Origin of the sequence: Pantoea anthophila (assembly GCF_026104315.1) — a bacterium.
GTDB lineage: Bacteria > Pseudomonadota > Gammaproteobacteria > Enterobacterales > Enterobacteriaceae > Pantoea > Pantoea anthophila.
In genome coordinates this window covers 1,966,624-1,985,544 of sequence record NZ_CP110473.1, presented here as the reverse complement: position 1 = coordinate 1,985,544, position 18,921 = coordinate 1,966,624, and the positions used below count along the sequence as shown (strand labels likewise).

The following is an 18,921-nucleotide window of genomic DNA, read 5'->3' as shown; positions in this document are numbered from 1 at the left end:
TGCCACGCTTCAGTGCGCGCTGGCACCAATTTCTCTGTCCCAGCGCCCCAGCAGCGCCCTGCGTTTCGCCGAGTCGCCATAGGTTTTGAAGTCATAATCGATCAGGCGGATGTTCTCGAAACGCGGCGCATACTCGGAGATTTCCGCCTGACGGTTGGAGGGCAGCTGGAACGATTTCGCCTCTTTCATATGGGACTGCGCATCCGCACTCAGCGCCCAGTCATACCAGGCCCGGGCATTCGCCAGGTTGCGCGCCCCTTTGATAATCGACATGGAGCCAATCTCATAGCCGGTGCCTTCACAGGGGGCGACAGGTTTGATCGGGAAGCCTTCGACTTCCATCGCGACCGCATCGTGCATAAAGACAATCCCGACAGTGGTTTCACCGCGCGCAGCCGCTTTTACCGGTGCCGAGCCGGACTTGGTGTATTGCGAGATGTTGGCGTTGAGCTTCTTCAGGTAGGCAAAGGCGTCATCTTCCCCCATGATCTGCACCAGCGTCGCCAGCGTATTGTACGCCGTGCCGGAGGAGTTGGGGTTGGCGATCTGAATCTCGCCCTTAAAACCGGGATCAAGGAGATCCGCCCAGCAGGCAGGCACCTTCAGCTTTTTCTCCGCCAGCAGGCGGGTGTTGTAGCCCCAGCCCAGCGCACCGGCATAGACGCCAACGGTCCGGTAACCGGAAATCTCCGCCACCTTTTGTGACCAGGGCTGCTGCTGGTCAAGTAAAGGGGACTTGTAGGGCTGGCTCAGCCCCTCTTCTGCGGCCTGCATGTGCGGATCGCCGGTGCCCGCCCACCAGATATCGGTGCGGGGATTGCGCGCCTCGCTGCGGATTCGGGCATAGGCTTCACCGGCTGAGAGCCGCACCATGCTGAGCCGGATATCGGGATGAGACTGGCTGAACAGCGTGGTCATCTGTTCGCACACCACCACATCGGCGGAGCAGATCATATTAAGGCTGCCCGCCGCCGTGGCCGCAAACGGCACCACCGGGCAACTGACGATAACAGCAGCGAGCAGAGAGGAATAACGCATGGGATTCTCCTTGAGGCCGGATGATGAGGGCGTGCGCCAGCTTTTGCACATGTGTGCAAAGTAGTACGGCGACCCCGCCATGCTGTCAATTCACTTGTTGAGCAATTGTCAGTCGCTGTCACAAATTTGAAACATTCGCTGCCCTGTTATCTTTTGCACACCCTTGCATTTTCAGGCAGACTCAGTGCGGTCAACGGCAGGATGAGGAGAGAAGATGCAGCAGCCCAGGGCAGTGGTGAGTGCACAGGATGTGGCAGATCGGGCGGGCGTCTCGCGCTCGGCGGTCTCCCGCACCTTTACACCGGGGGCCAGCGTGTCGGACGCCACCCGGCAGCGGGTAATGAAAGCGGCGGAAGAGCTGGGCTATCACGTCAATCATCTGGCGCGCGGCCTGGTACGAAACCGCAGCGGCATTGTCTGCCTGATCGCCTCAGAGGTGGATACGCCCTACCGTGCCAGCCTGGTGCGCTGGATGACCCAGTATCTGCAGGAAGCGGGCAAGGTGGCGATGCTGATTAACACCGACCGGTCGGATGAGCGGGTTTCCGCCGCGCTGCAGCAGGCGATCCATTTCCGCGCCGACGCCTCGATCATTCTCTCCGGCATGCCTGACAGTGGCATTACCCGGCTCTGCTACCGGCACGGTCAGCAGCTGGTGCTGATTAACCGCGACGACGCCCTGCCCGGCACGCTCAGCCTTAACCTTGACTCCCGTCCGGCGGCGGAGATGGCGGTTAACGCCTTTCTGCGCGCGGGCTGCAGCCGCATCGCCTTTGTGAATTCGCTGGCGGGAACGCCGAGCCTGCTGAAACGCGAAGCCGATTTTCTGACTGCGGCGCAGCAGGCCGGCATTGCCGTGCAGGTGGAACGGTTCGGCAGCACCTCCTATGAGAGCGGACAGATTCTGGCGCAGCGTCTGCTGACGCGCAGCGTCCGCCCGGATGCGGTCTGTTGCGCCACCGACCTGCTCGCCTGCGGCTTTATGGATGAGGCGCGTCACCGTTTTGCGCTGCGTATCCCGGAGGATCTCTGCATCATCGGACACGACAACATCGCGCAGTCGGGCTGGAGCGCCTACGACCTCACCACCTTTGCGCAGCCGGTAGAGCAGTTCGCCCGCGATGCGATTGACTGGCTGGTGGCGGCGGAGGCGCAACCGGAAACTCTCCTGCCACGAACAGAACAGCCGCAGGCACGGAAAATATATCCGGTCGATGTGGTCTGGCGGGGATCGGTGCGCGGCGGATGAGCGCCATTCTTTATTTTCAGCCGGTACGTTATTTCTCAGCGAAATAATTGAGTACCGGTTTTACGCTTCGCTTTAAATAGCGCTCTCCTGCCCGGAAAAATATTCGGCCGCTTCGCCCCGCAATCGCGATTTCCTGTCTACGCTTTATCTGCATTATTAATTTACTCTGGTTTTATCTGCTCAATGAATCAGCAGTCAGATGTGACAAACATCACATTTGTGCCAGGCTTACAGTCTCAGATAACACTGTTCAAGGAGCATACAATGGCCACACCCACTAACAAGACGCTCGATCTGGATCACTTTCCTAAGCCTCCTTTTGAGGATCAGCCCCAGCAGGCGCCAGGCCTTGCCAGCAAAATGGTTCCGGTTCCCGATCACGGTGAAACCAGCTACCGTGGCACCGGTCGCCTGACCGGCCGCAAAGCGCTGATCACCGGCGGCGACTCCGGAATTGGCCGTGCCGTTGCGATTGCTTATGCCCGTGAAGGCGCCGATGTGGTGATTAACTACCTGCCGGAAGAACAGCCGGATGCCGATGAAGTGGTTAAATTAATCGAAGCGGAAGGCCGTAAAGTTTTCGCTATTCCAGGTGACATTCGTTCAGAAGAATTCTGTCAGCAGCTGGTCAAAGAGGCGGCCGACAAATTAGGTGGTCTGGATATTCTGGTTAATAACGCCGGTCGACAGCAGTTTAATGAGTCCATTCGTACCCTGAGTACAGAAGATTTTGACGCGACGTTTAAAACCAACGTTTATGCAATGTTCTGGTTCACCAAAGCGGCGCTGGAATATCTGCCACGCGGCGCATCCATTATTAACACCTCGTCAGTGCAGGCGTTTAAACCCAGCGATATCCTGCTGGACTATGCGCAGACCAAAGCGGCGATTGTGGCCTTTACCAAATCCCTGGCGAAACAGCTGGGCGGCGACGGCATCCGCGTCAACGCGGTAGCGCCGGGTCCATACTGGACCGCACTGCAATCCAGCGGCGGGCAGCCGATGGAGAAAGTGAAGCAGTTTGGTGCCGACTCACCGATGGGCCGTCCGGGCCAGCCGGTTGAGATCGCCCCGCTCTACGTCACCCTGGCCTCGACCGAGAGCAGCTACTCCTCCGGTCAGGTCTGGTGCTCTGATGGCGGCACCGGCACCCTGTAATCCCCTTCTGGTGGCCGCGTAAAGCGGCCATTTTTTTGTCCTGCCTCTCTCCCCCTCTGAATCGTTGTGCCTGGTATAAGGAAAAAGAACATGGAAAACCCGGTTTTTCATTCGCCGGTCAGAAAAGAAGGTTTTGCGGGGCTGGGCGACTATGCCGCCATTGGTGAAGGCCGTTCGGTGGCGCTGATTGCGCCGGATGGCTCCATTGACTGGTGGTGTGCGCCCAATCTCGATGCGAAACCGCTGTTTGATCGCCTGCTGGACGCCGGGCTGGGCGGCTACTTTCAGGTCGTTCCGCGCGGCAGCTATCAGGTTACGCGACGCTATCGTGACAACAGCAACGTGCTGGAAACCCGCTTTGACACCGACAGCGGCGCCGTCCTGCTTACCGAATCGATCAACAGCACGCTGGCGGGCCGTCTGCCCTGGTGTGAGCTGGCCCGCCGCATCGAAGGCGTTGAGGGCGAGGTGGAGTTGCAGATCACGCTGCGCTTCGGCACCGCCGCTGAAACCCGTTCCCCCTGGGTGGCCGACAATGAGAAAGGCAAGGTGTTTCACATCGCCGAAACCATGGCGATGTTCCGCACCAGCGACGACATCACCATCACCGAACTGGATGATGAACAGGTCTGCGCCACGCTGCGCACTACCGCCGGTTCCCGCTCGCTCTGCGCCCTGCTGATCACCGAAAAGGAGCCGCTGGCCGTGCCGCCGCTGGAGGCTATCGACCAGCGGATTGAAACCAGCCATACCGGATGGACCAGCTGGGTGGAGAGCCTGAGTTATGACGGCAGCTACCCGGCGCTGGTCAGGCGCTCTGCCCTGTCGCTGAAGTTTCTCTGGTACTCCCCGACCGGCGCGCTGGCCGCCGCGGCCACCACGTCGCTGCCGGAGGGCATCGGCGGCGAGAAAAACTATGACTACCGCTACGCCTGGGTGCGGGACGCCTGCCTTATTATCAAAGCCTTTGTCTATCTCGGCGCGCTGGAAGATTGTAAGGCGGCCTTCTCCTGGCTGTCGCAGACCATCATCCGTCACGGCGTCAGGCTGCGCGCCTGCTATACCCTGAATGGCGATGAGGTGCCCGCCGAGCGTTATCCGCCCCTGAGCGGCTATCAGCACTCTCAGCCGGTGCGCATCGGCAACAATGCCCGCGATCAGCTGCAGCTCAGTATGTATGGCGATATGCTCATGACCGCGCAGCGCTTTATTGAAGCGGGTCACGTGCTGGATATCACCACCTCACGCCTGCTGGGCGACCTGGCGAACTGCTGCGCCGACAACTGGCGACAGAAAGATTGCGGCATCTGGGAGCTGCCGGAGCTGCAGCACTATACCCACTCCAAAATGGCCTGCTGGATAGCGCTGGATCGGGCGGTGGCGCTGGCGGAAAGTAAACATATCGAACCGACCTGGCTGGGCCGCTGGCAGCGGGAACGTGACCGCATCCGCGACTGGATTGAGTCGCACTGCTGGTCAGAAACGCAGCAGGCTTACCTCTTCTACGTCGGCAGTGATGCACGCCTGGACGCCTCGCTGGCGCTGGTGCACAGCTATGGCAATGCGGTTAATCCGCAGCGGATGCTCTCCACCTACCACGCTATCCGGCAGAAGCTGGGCGACGGCAGCGCCATGCTCTATCGCTACAGCGGCGTCAGGCAGGAGGAGAGTACCTTTCTCGCCTGCGCCTTCTGGCTGGTGGAAGCCTGGGCGGAAATGGGTGACACGGATCAGGCGGAACAGGCGATGCAGGAGATTCTGGCGACGCTGGACGGTCAGGGTAACGTCGATATCTTTAATGAGATGTATGACGTCCGCAGTCAGAGCTGGCGTGGCAACATGCCGCAGGGACTGAGTCATCTGGCGCTGATCTGCGCGGCACAGGCGCTATCGGAATCAAAAGGAGAGGTGTAAGAGAGGTATAGGGGCGACTATTGCAGCCGGAAGCGCGGGTCGAAGAAAAACGGCTCCACTACCGCTTTCGCAATGATGCCCGCCGCTGCCGGATGACGGGGATTGAACAGCGCATTCCACTCACCGGTCAGCGTGCTGGGTACTTTGAGTATCAGGCCGTTCTCCGGGCTGGCGAGCCACTCATCCCCGATCTGCCGGGTGGACGCGGGCGCAGGATCGGCCTGCCACTCATCCGGCAGCGCCGTCAGTGCCAGTTCGGTGATCAGGGACTCCGGCACGCTGATCGCGATCATGCTGTAGTCGCGTGACAGATCCTGAATGGTGAGATGCACCAGCGCCTCCAGCACGCAGAGCGCCCGGCTCGACCCCAGGTAGACACAGACCGATCCCACCGAATTCCAGCGCCCGCCATACGTCCGGGCGCCAAAACCATCAAAGGCGGTCATCGCATATTCACGCTTCACCAGGCGAAAAAAGGGAACCGCCATCAGGTGATGACACCGTGCTCGAGCTGGCCGATCAGGTTTATCACCGCTTCCGCCCCTGCCACCGTGGTGGTCATCTCCGCCGGTTTTTTTCCGCCCAGCGCTTTGGCGGGCGTTTCCAGCCACTGCACCAGACGCGCCCTGTCGTCGCGGAACAGGTTGCTGGCGGCAGAGAGAACGCGAATCAGCATGTAGATGCGTCCGCTCTGGTCGGGCGAAAAGGTCTGCGCCGGATCTTTCACTTTGCGGTTGTAGGTGGTGCGATCGATGCCCGCCAGACGGCACAGCCACCCCTCGTCGAAGGTGGACAACGACGCGGTGCGTTTCAGCACGCCGCTGCTGAACCCTGTCGCGATACGCTGATGCGCATCCGGCAGGGTTTCCGGCAGGTTAAGGGCATGCAGCAGCGACGCGTGGCGGCGAGGCTGAGCGGGTGTGTAGATGGCGATGGACATAGCAGCCCTCCTGTTCATTTGATTTTTATTTTAGCGCAAATGAACAGAAGGTACCACCGCAAGTCCGGCGCGTATCCGTCGTTACTCTGCTGTGCCCTGCTCCAGCGCCTGCATAATCTGCCACGCCGCCCTGATGCGCAGCGGATTGGGGTAGCTCTTGTTGGCCAGCATCACAATGCCGGTGTTCTTCTCCGGGATAAACGCGATATAGGCACCAAACCCGTTGGTCGAACCGGTTTTATGCACCCAGCTGGCGCGTCGGGAGGGCCCGACCGGTTCCACGCGGGTCACCGGTTGCGGCTTCAGCGCCACGCCATTCTCACTGTCGGCGATCAGCGTGTCAGCACTGACGGGCCAGTCATAGATCTCCCAGCCCAGCCCCTGATAGAAACTGGCGGTTCTGAAATAGCGCGACTGCGCCGTGCGGATGGCATTGCGCAGCACGGCATTGCCGGCAGAGAGGCCGTTTGGATCGCTGTTGGCCTGCATGAAGGTGAGCATGTCGCGAGCGGTCGATTTAACCCCATAGGCTTCGGCATCCAGCATGCCGGGGGAAACACGCACCGGCTGGCCATTTTTGTAACCCCAGGCGTAGTTAATCATCATCGACGGCGGCACGGTAATAAAGGTGCGTGTCAGGCGCAGCGGCTGAAACAGCGATTTCACCATCGCCGCCTCAAAGTCCCCCTTCACCATCAGCGCGCCGAAGAGACCGATACTGGCGTTGGAGTACTGGCGAACCGTACCGGGTGCCGCCTGCGGTTGCCACTCCTGATAGAAGCGAAGCAGCGACGCCTGATCGGTGACCGCCTCCGGCAGTTGCAGCGGCAGCCCGCCCGCCGTGTAGGTCGCCAGGTGCAGCATCCGGACCGGACGCCACTGCGCCCCTGTCAGCTGCGGCCAGACCTTCTGCACCGGATCGTTCAGGCGGAGTTCACCGTTGCGGATCAGAATCCCCGCCAGGGTGCCGGTGAAGGTTTTACTCACCGAGCCCAGCTCAAACAGCGTGTTTTCTGTGACCCGGCGGCCCGAATCGGTGTCGGCCACGCCCGCATTCACAAACTGCGTCCGGCCTTTGTAAAGCACCGCCACCGACATACCGGGGATCGCCTGCTGCTCCATCAGCGGTTCAATCGCGGCTTTAACCAGAGAAGTGACCTGCTGTGAAGAGAGATCGGCGGCGACACAGCGGACAGAAAGCGAAAACAGAACAAAACAAAACAGAGACTTTTTCATTAGCAACGAAGAGGGTTCACCGGGTCAGATTATTTACACTGGTCAGCACATGCCTGCACGCAGATCTGCGCCTGCGTACTGCAGGCACCGCTGTCGCGGGTATTACAGTGGGAGCGTTCGACATAGCAGTTGGACTGACAGGCCGCCAGATCGCAGCGGGCCGCCGCAGGTGTCAGCTGAACCAGGGGGGCGCGGGCCGGAAAAGGCGAAGCGGGCTGAGCGAAAGCGCTGCTGCCCAGTAATCCGGACAGCAGCAGCGTGATGATGCGTTTCATAAGAGTTCTCCTGTAGGACGCTGCCCCTAGTATGGCCAGTCTGGCGGGCAGCGTCAGGGAAATCTTATCAAATTGAGACCACAGGCGGGTGTTGGGTGGCATTTATTACGCCACGGGTGTAGATATCGTTCAGTCTGGCGATGTAACGCTGGGTATCATGCTGCTCTTTGATGCGCAGGATCGCCGCCTCGCCTTTCTCCTGCAGCCGTTCCGGCTGCTCAACGATCTCCAGCAGCGTCGCTTTCAGCCCCTCCACCAGCGACCGGCGCAGCTGCGATTTCTGCTCCGGCGTGGTGATACTGTATTCGCGATCGGCGTTCAGCGGACTGGCGATGACCCAGCCCGCGCTGGCAGGGTTGATCTCCGGCAGGGCCCGCACATTACTGGTGATCACCGGACAGCCGTTAGCCTGCATCTCCAGTACGGAAAAGCCGTAGGTCTCCTGCCAGGTCGGCAACAGGCCGACGTCGCTCTCGCGGAACAGCTGCATCAGTTCACGGTTATCCATCCGCGCCTGATGCGTGAAACAGCGGTAACGGGCGATGCGGCTCTCGATGCCGCGATAAAAGGCGTCATCATCCTGAAACTGGCGATGGGCGACGTTGTGACGTTTGGTAAGTTCGCCGATCAGCTGCACGTCCAGCTGCGACTCCTCCAGGCGACGCTCTTCAATCAGCTCACTGATCGCCAGCACCACTTCCGCTCCGCCTTTGCGATAAAACTCATTACCGGCAAAGACCAGCTTCAGCACACCCGGCTGGCGTGGCGTCTTATGCTGCACAAACAGCGTCTGGGGCGGATGCAGCACCAGCGTTTTCCGCCGGATTTTCTGCGCCTCATCCGGGCTGAACAGCTTCATCTGAATATTCAGCGTCGCGTCGGAGATGGCAATCAATCCGAGGCAGTTCTCTTTTAACAGATGAGGAATTAAGCGCTTCAGCTCCGGGTTATCCCGCTTGGCGACGCCGGGCACCGGCAGCACGCGCGGCAGCTCGGTTTCAAACGAGGCGACCCACTTCTGGTGGGTGATCGCAACTTCATTGAACAGATGGAGGATGTCAGCCCGTGAAGCGCCTGAAAACGGCACCGGCTGAAAGACGAAGGTTTTATTTTTCTTAAGCAGGCGGGTCCGGAGGGGATTAATAAAATAGAACAGATTGCCTTTTTTCAGATTGATATATTCGTTTGCCGGATTCACTAAAATATTACGCTGCTCCGGATATTGATTATTCGTAATTCCAATTTTCATGCACGCTCTCCAGAGTCCTTGTATACGGCATCATCTATAGCATGCAGCTGCGGCTGTTTCGTCTGAGCAATATCCTAAAAAGGCCCGCGTGGCGCGGCCTCTCCGCTTTTGCTAATGATTGCTTCCGGTGATAAAGCAGGCATAACAGCGGTCTTTTCTCAGTTTCGTAACACCTGTGTTTTTTTGTGTCAGGCTAACCCCTTGTTGAATATCCCGCTATTTATACGGGCAATAAACGGACCATTTGTTATGTGAATGTTTAATTATTTGTGAAAATTAATATCGCCTGAAATGACGCATATAGTTTAAAACTTTTAAACAAACGAAACAGAAAGCAGACGGTTCCCCCTACGCGCTGATGATTACGCCAGGTGGTCAGCCCGCTGCCGATGAAACAAATGATACAGCGCACCCGCGCCTGCACCACGCTGACCCGCTGCTTTGCCACATCATGGTGCAGTTTCAGGTGTCAGGCCCTACGCCATAAACGCCTTTTACACCCTCTAACCCAATGAATTAACATCAAATTATTAACGTGCACTCAGAATGCGCCGGTCTGGTACAAAAGTTGCAGCAACCTCTCTATGCAGACAGGAGAGCATTATGAAAGCAATCGTGATTGGTGGCGGGATTGGCGGTATGAGCAGCGCCATTGCGCTGGAAAAAGCCGGAATAGAAGTCGAGGTGTTTGAAGCCGTGCAGGAGATGAAGCCGGTCGGCGCGGCGATCTCTATCTGGCCTAATGGCGTAAAGTGCCTGAATGCGCTGGGCATGAAAGAGCAACTGCGCGCACTGGGCGGCAACATGGCCTATATGGCCTATCACGACGGCGCAACCGGCGCGCCCCTGACCCGCTTCAGTATGGCCCCGCTGGTGCAGCAGGTCGGCGAATATCCCTGCCCGGTGGCGCGTGCTGAACTGCAGGCGATGCTGATTGATACCTTTGGCCGTGAACGGGTGCAGTTTGGCAAGCGGGTCATCCAGGTCGAAGAGACCGCAGAGGGCGTCATTGCCACCTTCACTGATAACAGTCAGGCGCGGGGCGACTTTCTGATTGCCGCCGACGGCACCCATTCGGTGGTGCGCGAGTATGTGCTGGAGCAGAAGCTGGAGCGCCGCTATGCCGGTTACGTTAACTGGAACGGACTGGTGACCATTGATGAACGCATCGCGCCTGCCGATCAGTGGACGACGTTTGTCGGCGACGGCAAGCGGGTATCGCTGATGCCGGTCAGTGGCAACCGGTTCTACTTCTTCTTTGATGTGCCGCTGCCGAAAGGATTGCCGCAGGATCGCAGCACGGTGAAAGCCGATTTAACCGGCTATTTTCAGGGCTGGGCTGAGCCGGTTCAGCAGCTGATCGCGGCCATCAATCCTGAGACCACCAACCGGGTTGAGATCCATGACATCGAGCCGTTCAGCCATTTTGTAAAAGGCCGCGTCGCCCTGCTCGGCGATGCGGCGCACAGCACCACCCCCGATATCGGTCAGGGCGGCTGCGCGGCGATGGAAGATGCGGTGGTGCTGGCCGCGACGCTGGCGTCTCACTCACTGGGGATCGAAGATGCGCTGCTGCGCTATCAGGCGCGACGGGTGGAACGGGTCAAAGATCTGGTGCTGAAAGCCCGTAAACGCTGCGAGGTGACCCACGCGCACGACCCGGCGATCACCGCGGCGTGGTATCAGTCACTGAAAAGCGAAACCGGCGAGCGGGTGCTGGCCGGTATGTGTGAAACCATCGAAGGTGGCCCGCTGGGCTGAGATCCTGAACCGGGCTGTCAGTGAGACAGCCCGTCACCTTACTCCTCCGCCAGACCGCGATTTTTCAGCATCGGCTCCAGCTGAGGCGCGGCGCCCCGCCAGCTTTCATACAGCGTTTTCAGATCGCTGCTGTTGCCCCGCGACAGAATTTTCTGCCGGAAGATCTCGCCGTTTTCCCGCGTCAGCCCGCCATGCTCCACAAACCACTGATAGCCATCGTCCGCCAGCATCTGCGTCCAGATATAGGCGTAATACCCGGCAGCATAGCCGCCGCCCCAGATGTGCTGGAAATAGCTGGAGCGATAGCGCGGAGGCACCGCCGCCAGCGCCAGGTTGTCGCTCTGCAGCGACTGCTGCTCAAATCCCGCCACGCTTTGCGGTGCGCTGTCCGGCGTCAGGCCGTGCCAGTGCTGATCCAGCAGGGCGGCAGCCAGCAGCTCGCTCATCTCATAGCCTTTGTTGAACTGAGCGGCGCGGACGATCTTCTCATGCAGCGCATCCGGCATCGCCTCCCCGGTCTGATAGTGACGGGCGTAGTGAAGGAACAGCGACGGCTCGCTGGCCCAGTGCTCATTAATCTGCGACGGAAATTCGACGAAATCGCGCGGGGTTTCGGTGCCTGAGAGACCCGGATAGCGCTGCGTGGCAAACAGGCCGTGCAGCGTATGACCAAATTCGTGGAACATCGTGATCACGTCATCCCAGCTCAGCAGCGCCGGCTCACCGGCAGGCGGTTTCGTGTAGTTGCAGACGTTGTAGATCACCGGTTTGCTGTCGAGCAGCGTCGACTGATTTACAAAATTACTCATCCATGCGCCGCCGCCTTTGCTGTCGCGCTTAAAGAAATCGGTGTAGAAGAGCGCCAGCGGCGTCTCATCAGCATCGAAAATCTCATAGACCTGCACATCCGGGTGATAGACCGGCAGATCCTGACGCGGCGTAAAACGGATGCCATAGAGCCGCGTTGCTGCCTCGAAGACGCCATTGTGCAGCACCGCGTTCAGCTCGAAATAGGGTTTGATCTGGCTCTCATCCAGATCGTAACGGGCACGCCGCACCTGTTCGGCATAAAAACGCCAGTCCCAGGCCTGCAGGAGAAAATCGCCCTGCTGCTGATCGATCGTCTGCTGTATCGCGGCGGCTTCCCGTTCCGCACGGGCACGCGCGGCAGGCACGATGTTGCGCATAAAGGCCAGCGCCGCCTCAGGGGTTTTTGCCATCTGATCCTGCAGCTTCCAGGCGGCATAGCTGGTAAAGCCCAGCAGCCGGGCCTGCTCCGCCCTGACCTGCGCCAGCCGTAACACCAGCTCGCGGGTATCGTTGTCATCCCCTTTTTCCGTGCGCGTCACGCCCGCCTGAAACAGCGCTTCACGGGTCGCCCGATCGGAAAGACTCTGCAGCGCCGGTTGCTGCGTGGTGTTCTGCAGCACCAGCAGCCAGCTGTTTTCCAGCCCGCGCGCCCGCGCTTCCGCCTGCGCCACCGCGAGGTCGGCCGGGGAGAGCCCCGCCAGCTGCTGCGCATCCCGGACCACCAGACCACCCGCCTGCGTCGCCGCCAGCAGTTTATTGGTGAAGCGGGTGCTGAGACGCGCCGCCTCCTGATTCAGCGTTTTGAGCTGCAGTTTCTGCGCCTCCGGCAGGTTAGCTCCCGCCAGCTGAAAGCGCTGCCAGACCACCTCGACCAGCCGCTTTGATTCGCTGTCCAGGCTGGCGCGCTGCAGATAGACAGCGTCAAGCCGGGAAAAGAGCGGCCGGTTGAGCATGATGTCATCGTTAAGTGCGGTGAGCTGCGGCGCAATCTCCTCATCCACCTGCTGCAGCAAGGGGCTGGTATGCGCGGAGGTCATGGCGCTGAACACCAGATTGACCCGGTTGAGCAGTTGTCCACTCTTCTCCAGCGCCTCATAGGTGTTGGAAAAGGTGGGAGCCTCGCTGTTATGGGCAATCGCATCGATCTCCCGACGCTTTTCCGCAATGCCCGCCTCAAGCGCGGGCAGGAAGTCCTGCTGCTGGATCTGATCAAAAGGGGGCGCCTGATAAGGCAGTGTGCTGACGCTGAAGAAGGGATTCTGACGGGCGTTCATGGTTCGCTCCTGATGGGCATCGCAAAGGCCTATCCTGACAGGTTGCGGCTGAGGCGACAACTCAGGCGATGCGCTGCTGATAGACGCTGATTATTTCACCTGCAATCGCCACGGCGATTTCGGCGGGCAGCTTGCCTTTGACGTCAGGCAGACCGATCGGACAGCGCAGCCGCGCCAGCGGTTCACTGCCAACGCCACGGCCAGCGAGCCGGTAGCGAAAACGCTGGTTTTTCGTTTCTGAACCGATCACCCCGGCATAGGCAAAGTCGTTGCGTTTCAGCACCGCTTCGCACAGCGCAAAATCGAGCGGATGGTGGTGGGTCATGATAATGAAGTAGCTCCCGGCGGGAGCCTCCGCCACGCACTCGATCGGTTCCTCCGGCTGATGCGTCACCACACCGGCAGGCACGTGGCCGAACTGACCGGGACGACTGTCGATCCAGTTAATGTGACAGGGTAACGTAGAGAGCAGGTTCACCAGCGCCTGGCCGACATGCCCGGCGCCGAACAGATAGATTTCCGGCTGCGCCTGCAGCAGAGGCTCAAACAGCAGTGTGGTTTTGCCGCCGCAGCACTGGCCCAGTCGTGCGCCCAGGCTGTACTCCTCGGTATGGGGCGCACCTGCCCCGCTCTGCAGCATCGCTCTGGCCTGGGCGATGCACTGAAACTCCAGATGACCGCCGCCAATGGTGAGGAAGCTCTCCTGCTGCGTCACCACCATTTTGCTGCCGCTGTCACGCGGCACCGAACCGTGCTCGCTGAGCACGGTGACCAGGACGCAGCTCTGCCGCTTCTCCCGCAGCTGATGCAGGACGCCTATCCAGTCATGGTAAATCATGTTCTGCTCCTGCCAGACGCTGCACGCCCCAGAAGATCCGCTCCGGCGTGGCAGGGGCATCCAGATGAGGGTGCTGCCGGTAGTCGGCGACGCTGGCGACCGCATCCTGCAGCGCACACCAGGCGGCAATGCCCAGCATAAATGGCGGCTCACCCACGGCTTTGGAGTGAAACACCGTATCCTTTGGATTCCTGCGGTTCTCCACCAGCGTGACCCTGAGATCGGCTGGCACATCACTGATGGCCGGAATTTTGTAGCTCGCCGGTCCATCGGTCAGCAGCTGACCTTTGTCGTTCCAGACCAGCTCTTCACAGGTGAGCCAGCCCACGCCCTGCACAAATCCCCCTTCCACCTGACCGATATCGATGGCCGGATTCAGCGAGGCCCCGACATCATGCAGGATGTCGGCACGCAGCAGGCGCGATTCACCGGTTAAGGTGTCGATCACCACCTCGCAGCAGGCGGCACCGTAGGCAAAGTAGTAGAACGGCTTGCCGCGCCCCGCCAGCCGGTCGTAATGAATCCCCGGCACGCGGTAGTAGCCGGTGGCAGAGAGCGGCACCTGATTCAGCCACGCCAGCTTTGCCACCTCGGCGAAGGTGTAATGCTTATCCCCGGCGCGCACCACGCCGTTGCGGAAACTCACCGCGCTGGCATCACACTCATGCAGCCTGCAGAGCATCTCCGTCATTCTGTCACGCAGAATCTCAGCGGCATTCTGCGCCGCTTTGCCGTTGAGATCCGCGCCGCTGGAGGCCGCGGTTGGCGAGGTGTTAGGCACTTTACCGGTGTCGGTGGCGGTGATCTGGATCTTATCGACCTCAATCTGCAGCACCTCGGCGACAATCTGGATCACTTTGGTGTTCAGTCCCTGGCCCATCTCGGTGCCGCCGTGGTTTAGCTGCACCGTGCCGTCGGTGTAAATCAGGATCAGGGCACCTGCCTGATTGAGAAAGCTGGAGGTAAAGGAGATGCCGAATTTCACCGGCGTCAGCGCCAGTCCGCGCTTCAGCAGCGGGCTGCGGGCGTTGAAGGCGCTGATCTCCGCCCGGCGCGCCTGATAGTCGCTGCTGGCCTCCAGCTGCGCCGTGATCTCATCCAGCAGATTGTCCTCTACCTGCTGGTGGTAATGAGTGATGTTGCGCTCCTGCTTGCCATAGTAGTTACGCTTGCGCAGTTCCAGCGGGTCCAGCCCGCGTTCCCGCGCGATGTGATCCATAATCTGCTCGATGGCCACCATTCCCTGCGGGCCGCCAAACCCGCGATAGGCGGTGTTAGAGGCGGTATTGGTGCGGCAGCGATAGCCGGTGATCCGCGCATCGCCAAGGTAATAGGCGTTATCGGCGTGAAACATGGCACGATCGACAATCGATCCACTGAGATCCAGTGAATAACCGCAGTTTCCCGCCAGATCGATTTTGATGCCGCACAGCCGGCCATCCTCCTCCACACCCGCCTCATAACGCACAAAGAAGGGGTGACGTTTGCCGGTGACACGCATATCGTCGCGGCGGGAGAGCCGCATCTTCGCCGCCCGTCCGGTCTGACGGGCGACAATGGCGCAGAGGCAGGCCACACCGGCCGCCTGCGTCTCTTTGCCGCCAAAGCCGCCGCCCATACGCCGCATATCAATGGTCACCTGATTCAGGCTGATGCCCATCACCTCTGCCACCAGCTTCTGCACTTCGGTGGGGTTCTGCGTTGAGGAGAAGACCTGCAGCTGGTGATCTTCGCCGGGGATCACCATCGCCGTCTGGGTTTCCAGATAAAAATGCTCCTGTCCGCCGATGTGAAACGCGCCGCTGACCCGATGCGGCGCGCGTGCCAGTGCCGCTTCCACATCACCGCGCTGATGCACGTGCGGTTCCTGAAGGAAACTGCGCTGCGCCAGCGCCTGCTCCACATCCAGCAGCGGTTCCAGCACCTCATAGTCAATCACTGCGGCGGCGGCACCGAGACGGGCCGCCTCCGGCGACTCCGCCGCCACGGCGAGGACGATCTGCCCCAGATAGTCGACTCTGTCATGCGCCAGCAGCGGGTCGCCCGGTTCCAGCGGCCCGACATCATTGATGCCAGGAACGTCCTGCCAGGTTAACACGCTGACCACGCCCGGCACAGCGTAGCAGGGCTGCACGTCGATGCGCACAATCCGCGCATGCGCATGCTCGCTCAGGCGCGGACAGAGATGCAGCAGACCCGGCAGCTCCGGCTTGTCGTCGATGAAACGCGCTTCCCCGGAGACATGTTTTTCCGCGCTTTCATGGCAGTTACTGCGGCCCACGCCGCTCTGCAGATCGGCGGCATACTGCGCCTTGATTACCGCTTCGTTGAGTTTAGGACGGTTATGAGACATAGCGGGTCACCTCGGTACAGGTTATTTCGCCATTATAGCGATGAAGAAAGCGGCGCAGCAGGTTACGCGCCACCTGCAGCCGATAGGCGCTGCTGGCACGAAAATCGGAGAGCGGCTGGAAATCGTCGGCCAGTGCGGCCGCTGCACGTGACACCGTCACGGCATTAAGGGGCTGACCGATCAACGCCTGTTCACAGTGCTGTGCCCGCTGCGGCGTGGCCGCCATGCCGCCAAAGGCGACGCGGGCGTCGGTCACGATGCCCTGATCGGTGTGCAGGTTAAAGGCGGCAAAGACCGCTGAGATGTCGTCATCCAGCCGTTTGGAGACTTTCCAGGCGACAAAGTCAGGTGACACCGTCACCTTATCGATGCGAATCGCGCGGATAAACTCGCTTTTTTCCAGCCGGGTCTGCCGGTAGCCGGTAAAAAAGTCGTTCAGCGGCAGGCAGCGCTGCTGCTCGCCGCGTTGCAGTATCAGGCTGGCGTTCAGCGCCAGCAGCATGGGCGATGCGTCTCCGATCGGGGAGGCGTTGCCGATATTACCGCCCAGCGTGCCCTGCAGACGGATTTGCAGGGAGGCAAAGCGTTGCAGCATCTCGCTCACGCCCGGGATGCGGCTGGCCAGAAAATCGCTGACCTGTTGCAGCGACGCGCCTGCGCCCAGCAGATAATGGTCATCAAATTCACTGCAGACTTTGAGCGCGGCGACCTGCTCCAGGGCGATGAGCAGCGGCAGTCTTTTATGCTGCTGGGTGATCTGCAGGCTGAGATCGGTGCCTCCGGCAATCAGTACCGCTTCGGGATGCGCCAGATAGATCTCCGCCAGCTGCGCCGGGGTTTTAGGCAGGAAGCAGCGCCGCCCTGCTGCGCCCGTCTCCTGCATCTCCGGGGTCGCCAGCGCTTCAAGACGCTGCACGGTACCCGCGGCGCTGTGATCAAACTGATCCGTCACCGGCTGCGAACAGAGCTGCTCGGCGGCCGCCATGATGGGCCGGTAGCCGGTACAGCGGCAGAGATTACCCGCCAGCGCGGTTTCCGCCTGATGACGATCCCAGCCCGTGGCATTTTTTTGCAGCGTGAACAGCGACATCACAAAGCCCGGCGTGCAGAAGCCGCACTGCGAGCCGTGGCAGTCAACCATCGCCTGCTGCGCCGGGTGCAGCGCCCGTCCGTGACGTAAATCTTCAACCGTGATCAGCTGTTTACCCTGCAGCGTGGAGACCAGGGTCAGGCAGCTGTTGACCGTTTCATACTGCATCCTGCCATCCACCGCTTTGCCCAGGGTGACGCTGCAGGCGCCACAGTCGCCTGAGGCGCAGCCCTCTTTGGTGCCGGGCCGCTGCTGGCGGGTACGCAGATAGTTAAGGATAGTGAGGTTGGGGTCGAGCGCGGTTTCGCTGACCAGCTGGTTATTGAGCAGAAACTGGATCATGCGGCTTGCTCCTGTGCGTCACGCTGCCAGATCGGGCGACCGGCCACCCAGGTCTGGGCAATATTGCGGTCGTCGCCCAGCGTCATTAAGACAAAAAGTTTTTCCCAGATATCTTTGCTGTTGCCGATGCGCAGCTGCTGCAGGGCAGAAACCGCCGGATCGAGCACCACAAAATCCGCCTCTTTGCCGGTGTTGAAATTCCCGATGGCGTGGTCGAGATCGAGTGCCCGCGCCCCGCCCAGCGTCGCGTGATAAAAGGCTTCGGCGGCGCTGAGCCGGTAGTGCTGCAACTGGCCCACCTTGTAGGCTTCGCCCAGGGTCTGCAGCATGTTAAAGGTGGTGCCCGCGCCGACATCGGTGCCCACTCCCACCTTCACGCCCTGCTGCCAGCTGCGTTTCAGATTAAACAGGCCGCTGCCGAGGAACAGGTTAGAGGTGGGACAGAAGGCAATTGAGGAGTCGGTGTCGTGCAGACACTGCCACTCCTTCTCTTCCAGATGCAGGCAGTGGGCAAACACGCTGCGGCGGCCGGTGAGCTGATGATGGTGGTACACATCCAGATAGCCGTCGCGTTCCGGAAAGAGTGCTTTAACCCAGGCCACCTCCTGCGGGTTTTCGCTGAGATGGGTGTGCAGCCAGGTGTCGGGAAACTCCTGACGCAGCTGCTGCACTTTTTCCAGCAGCTGCGGCGAAGAGGTCGGGGCAAAACGCGGCGTCAGCGCATAACTCAGCCGGCCACGCTGATGCCAGCGTTCAATCAGTGCCCGGGTCTGCTGATAGCTCTGTTCCGGGGTTTCCGTAAGGTTGTCCGGCGCATTGCGATCCATCATCACTTTCCCGGCAATCAGCCGCATGTTCAGCGCTTCGGCGGCGCTGAACAGCGCCTCGACCGACTGCGGGTGCACGGTACCAAAGACCAGCGCGCTGGTGGTGCCATTGGAGAGCAGCTGGTGCAGGAAAAAGGCGGACATCCGGGCGGCATGATCCGGGCAGTGATACTGCGCCTCTACCGGGAACGTGTAGTGATTCAGCCACTCCAGCAGCTGTTCGCCAAAGGCGCCGATCATCTCCGTCTGCGGATAGTGTATGTGGGTGTCCACAAAGCCCGGCACGATCAGCCGGCCGCGCAGGTCAGTGACCGGCAGACCCGCCAGCTTCGCCTCAGCCGTTTCCCAGCTCTCCAGCCCGGCCACACGTCCGTCACGCAGCAGCAACACGCCATCCTCCAGATAGCGGGCCTGCGTTGCCAGATCATCGGGATGATCCACCACGCCGGTGAAGTCAAAGAAGCTGGCGCGTATCGCCGTGTCGGTTGCTGGGTGCATGCTGTTTCCTTTCTGAAAGCGCGATGAGGTGGTGCAGTTAACTCTCTGTTTAACTCTTTGCAACCTGCG

15 protein-coding genes are annotated in these 18,921 nt (G+C 60.3%); 4 read left to right on the top strand and 11 right to left on the bottom strand.

The features are described from left to right. Nucleotides 1-9 precede the first annotated feature (9 nt). Entirely contained in the window at nucleotides 10-1,038 is a 1,029-nt protein-coding gene (locus tag OJ965_RS11750) for an ABC transporter substrate-binding protein (RefSeq protein WP_140028557.1), read from the bottom strand. Between the two features lie 214 nt (nucleotides 1,039-1,252). On the opposite strand from OJ965_RS11750, the gene OJ965_RS11745 reads away from it, so the two are divergent. From OJ965_RS11745 to OJ965_RS11735, 3 genes are all read left to right on the top strand, one after another. Next, nucleotides 1,253-2,287 (top strand): LacI family DNA-binding transcriptional regulator, encoded by a 1,035-nt coding sequence (locus tag OJ965_RS11745; RefSeq protein ID WP_009090178.1) that lies wholly within the window; start codon nucleotides 1,253-1,255, stop codon nucleotides 2,285-2,287. 264 nt (nucleotides 2,288-2,551) lie between these two features. Continuing rightward, the gene (locus OJ965_RS11740) at nucleotides 2,552-3,445 is read left to right on the top strand and encodes an SDR family oxidoreductase (RefSeq protein ID WP_265135803.1); all 894 of its coding nucleotides are present in this window, start codon (nucleotides 2,552-2,554) and stop codon (nucleotides 3,443-3,445) included. A gap of 90 nt (nucleotides 3,446-3,535) precedes the next feature. Then, nucleotides 3,536-5,359, top strand: coding sequence for a glycoside hydrolase family 15 protein (locus tag OJ965_RS11735; RefSeq protein ID WP_265135801.1), 1,824 nt, complete (start codon nucleotides 3,536-3,538; stop codon nucleotides 5,357-5,359). Nucleotides 5,360-5,376: 17 nt separating this feature from the next. Here the strand turns inward: OJ965_RS11735 and OJ965_RS11730 are convergent, their stop codons facing one another. From OJ965_RS11730 to OJ965_RS11710, 5 genes are all read right to left on the bottom strand, one after another. Beyond that, nucleotides 5,377-5,847: an RES family NAD+ phosphorylase gene (locus OJ965_RS11730; protein WP_046101846.1), complete on the bottom strand. Its 471-nt coding sequence runs from the start codon at nucleotides 5,845-5,847 to the stop codon at nucleotides 5,377-5,379. Next, nucleotides 5,847-6,299, bottom strand: coding sequence for a type II RES/Xre toxin-antitoxin system antitoxin (parS, locus tag OJ965_RS11725; RefSeq protein WP_009090172.1), 453 nt, complete (start codon nucleotides 6,297-6,299; stop codon nucleotides 5,847-5,849). The genes OJ965_RS11730 and parS overlap by 1 nt, the downstream gene beginning before the upstream one ends. Before the next feature lie 81 nt (nucleotides 6,300-6,380). Beyond that, nucleotides 6,381-7,535 carry a class C beta-lactamase gene (ampC, locus tag OJ965_RS11720; RefSeq protein WP_265135798.1) on the bottom strand — a complete coding sequence of 385 codons (1,155 nt, stop codon included), beginning with the start codon at nucleotides 7,533-7,535 and terminating at the stop codon, nucleotides 6,381-6,383. A 29-nt stretch (nucleotides 7,536-7,564) separates the two neighbouring features. Then, nucleotides 7,565-7,810 (bottom strand): hypothetical protein, encoded by a 246-nt coding sequence (locus tag OJ965_RS11715; RefSeq protein ID WP_009090169.1) that lies wholly within the window; start codon nucleotides 7,808-7,810, stop codon nucleotides 7,565-7,567. Nucleotides 7,811-7,877: 67 nt separating this feature from the next. After that, the gene (locus OJ965_RS11710; RefSeq protein WP_265135795.1) at nucleotides 7,878-9,059 is read right to left on the bottom strand and encodes a glycosyltransferase family 4 protein; all 1,182 of its coding nucleotides are present in this window, start codon (nucleotides 9,057-9,059) and stop codon (nucleotides 7,878-7,880) included. Between the two features lie 603 nt (nucleotides 9,060-9,662). On the opposite strand from OJ965_RS11710, the gene hpxO reads away from it, so the two are divergent. After that, nucleotides 9,663-10,820 (top strand): FAD-dependent urate hydroxylase HpxO, encoded by a 1,158-nt coding sequence (hpxO, locus tag OJ965_RS11705; RefSeq protein ID WP_140028562.1) that lies wholly within the window; start codon nucleotides 9,663-9,665, stop codon nucleotides 10,818-10,820. A 38-nt stretch (nucleotides 10,821-10,858) separates the two neighbouring features. On the opposite strand, the gene dcp is transcribed toward hpxO, so the two are convergent. From dcp to guaD, 5 genes are all read right to left on the bottom strand, one after another. Continuing rightward, a complete protein-coding gene (gene dcp, locus OJ965_RS11700) occupies nucleotides 10,859-12,904 on the bottom strand; it encodes a peptidyl-dipeptidase Dcp (protein ID WP_140028563.1) in 2,046 nt (681 codons plus the stop codon). Between the two features lie 61 nt (nucleotides 12,905-12,965). Further along, nucleotides 12,966-13,742 carry a xanthine dehydrogenase accessory protein XdhC gene (gene xdhC, locus OJ965_RS11695; RefSeq protein WP_265135789.1) on the bottom strand — a complete coding sequence of 259 codons (777 nt, stop codon included), beginning with the start codon at nucleotides 13,740-13,742 and terminating at the stop codon, nucleotides 12,966-12,968. Continuing rightward, a complete protein-coding gene (gene xdhB / locus OJ965_RS11690) occupies nucleotides 13,729-16,095 on the bottom strand; it encodes a xanthine dehydrogenase molybdopterin binding subunit (RefSeq protein WP_265135787.1) in 2,367 nt (788 codons plus the stop codon). The genes xdhC and xdhB overlap by 14 nt, the downstream gene beginning before the upstream one ends. Beyond that, nucleotides 16,085-17,527 (bottom strand): xanthine dehydrogenase small subunit, encoded by a 1,443-nt coding sequence (gene xdhA / locus OJ965_RS11685; RefSeq protein ID WP_265135785.1) that lies wholly within the window; start codon nucleotides 17,525-17,527, stop codon nucleotides 16,085-16,087. The genes xdhB and xdhA overlap by 11 nt, the downstream gene beginning before the upstream one ends. Beyond that, on the bottom strand, nucleotides 17,524-18,852 hold the full coding sequence (guaD, locus tag OJ965_RS11680; protein WP_265135783.1) for a guanine deaminase: 1,329 nt from the start codon (nucleotides 18,850-18,852) through the stop codon (nucleotides 17,524-17,526). The genes xdhA and guaD overlap by 4 nt, the downstream gene beginning before the upstream one ends. Nucleotides 18,853-18,921: the final 69 nt, after the last annotated feature.

Coding starts and splice junctions, on each gene's coding strand:
- parS (WP_009090172.1), bottom strand. CDS start 6,299: ATGTCCATCGCCATCTACACACCCGCTCAGCCTCGCCGCCACGCGTCG.
- OJ965_RS11745 (WP_009090178.1), top strand. CDS start 1,253: ATGCAGCAGCCCAGGGCAGTGGTGAGTGCACAGGATGTGGCAGATCGG.
- ampC (WP_265135798.1), bottom strand. CDS start 7,535: ATGAAAAAGTCTCTGTTTTGTTTTGTTCTGTTTTCGCTTTCTGTCCGC.
- OJ965_RS11750 (WP_140028557.1), bottom strand. CDS start 1,038: ATGCGTTATTCCTCTCTGCTCGCTGCTGTTATCGTCAGTTGCCCGGTG.
- xdhC (WP_265135789.1), bottom strand. CDS start 13,742: ATGATTTACCATGACTGGATAGGCGTCCTGCATCAGCTGCGGGAGAAG.
- dcp (WP_140028563.1), bottom strand. CDS start 12,904: ATGAACGCCCGTCAGAATCCCTTCTTCAGCGTCAGCACACTGCCTTAT.
- hpxO (WP_140028562.1), top strand. CDS start 9,663: ATGAAAGCAATCGTGATTGGTGGCGGGATTGGCGGTATGAGCAGCGCC.
- OJ965_RS11735 (WP_265135801.1), top strand. CDS start 3,536: ATGGAAAACCCGGTTTTTCATTCGCCGGTCAGAAAAGAAGGTTTTGCG.
- OJ965_RS11740 (WP_265135803.1), top strand. CDS start 2,552: ATGGCCACACCCACTAACAAGACGCTCGATCTGGATCACTTTCCTAAG.
- guaD (WP_265135783.1), bottom strand. CDS start 18,852: ATGCACCCAGCAACCGACACGGCGATACGCGCCAGCTTCTTTGACTTC.
- OJ965_RS11710 (WP_265135795.1), bottom strand. CDS start 9,059: ATGAAAATTGGAATTACGAATAATCAATATCCGGAGCAGCGTAATATT.
- xdhB (WP_265135787.1), bottom strand. CDS start 16,095: ATGTCTCATAACCGTCCTAAACTCAACGAAGCGGTAATCAAGGCGCAG.
- OJ965_RS11730 (WP_046101846.1), bottom strand. CDS start 5,847: ATGGCGGTTCCCTTTTTTCGCCTGGTGAAGCGTGAATATGCGATGACC.
- OJ965_RS11715 (WP_009090169.1), bottom strand. CDS start 7,810: ATGAAACGCATCATCACGCTGCTGCTGTCCGGATTACTGGGCAGCAGC.
- xdhA (WP_265135785.1), bottom strand. CDS start 17,527: ATGATCCAGTTTCTGCTCAATAACCAGCTGGTCAGCGAAACCGCGCTC.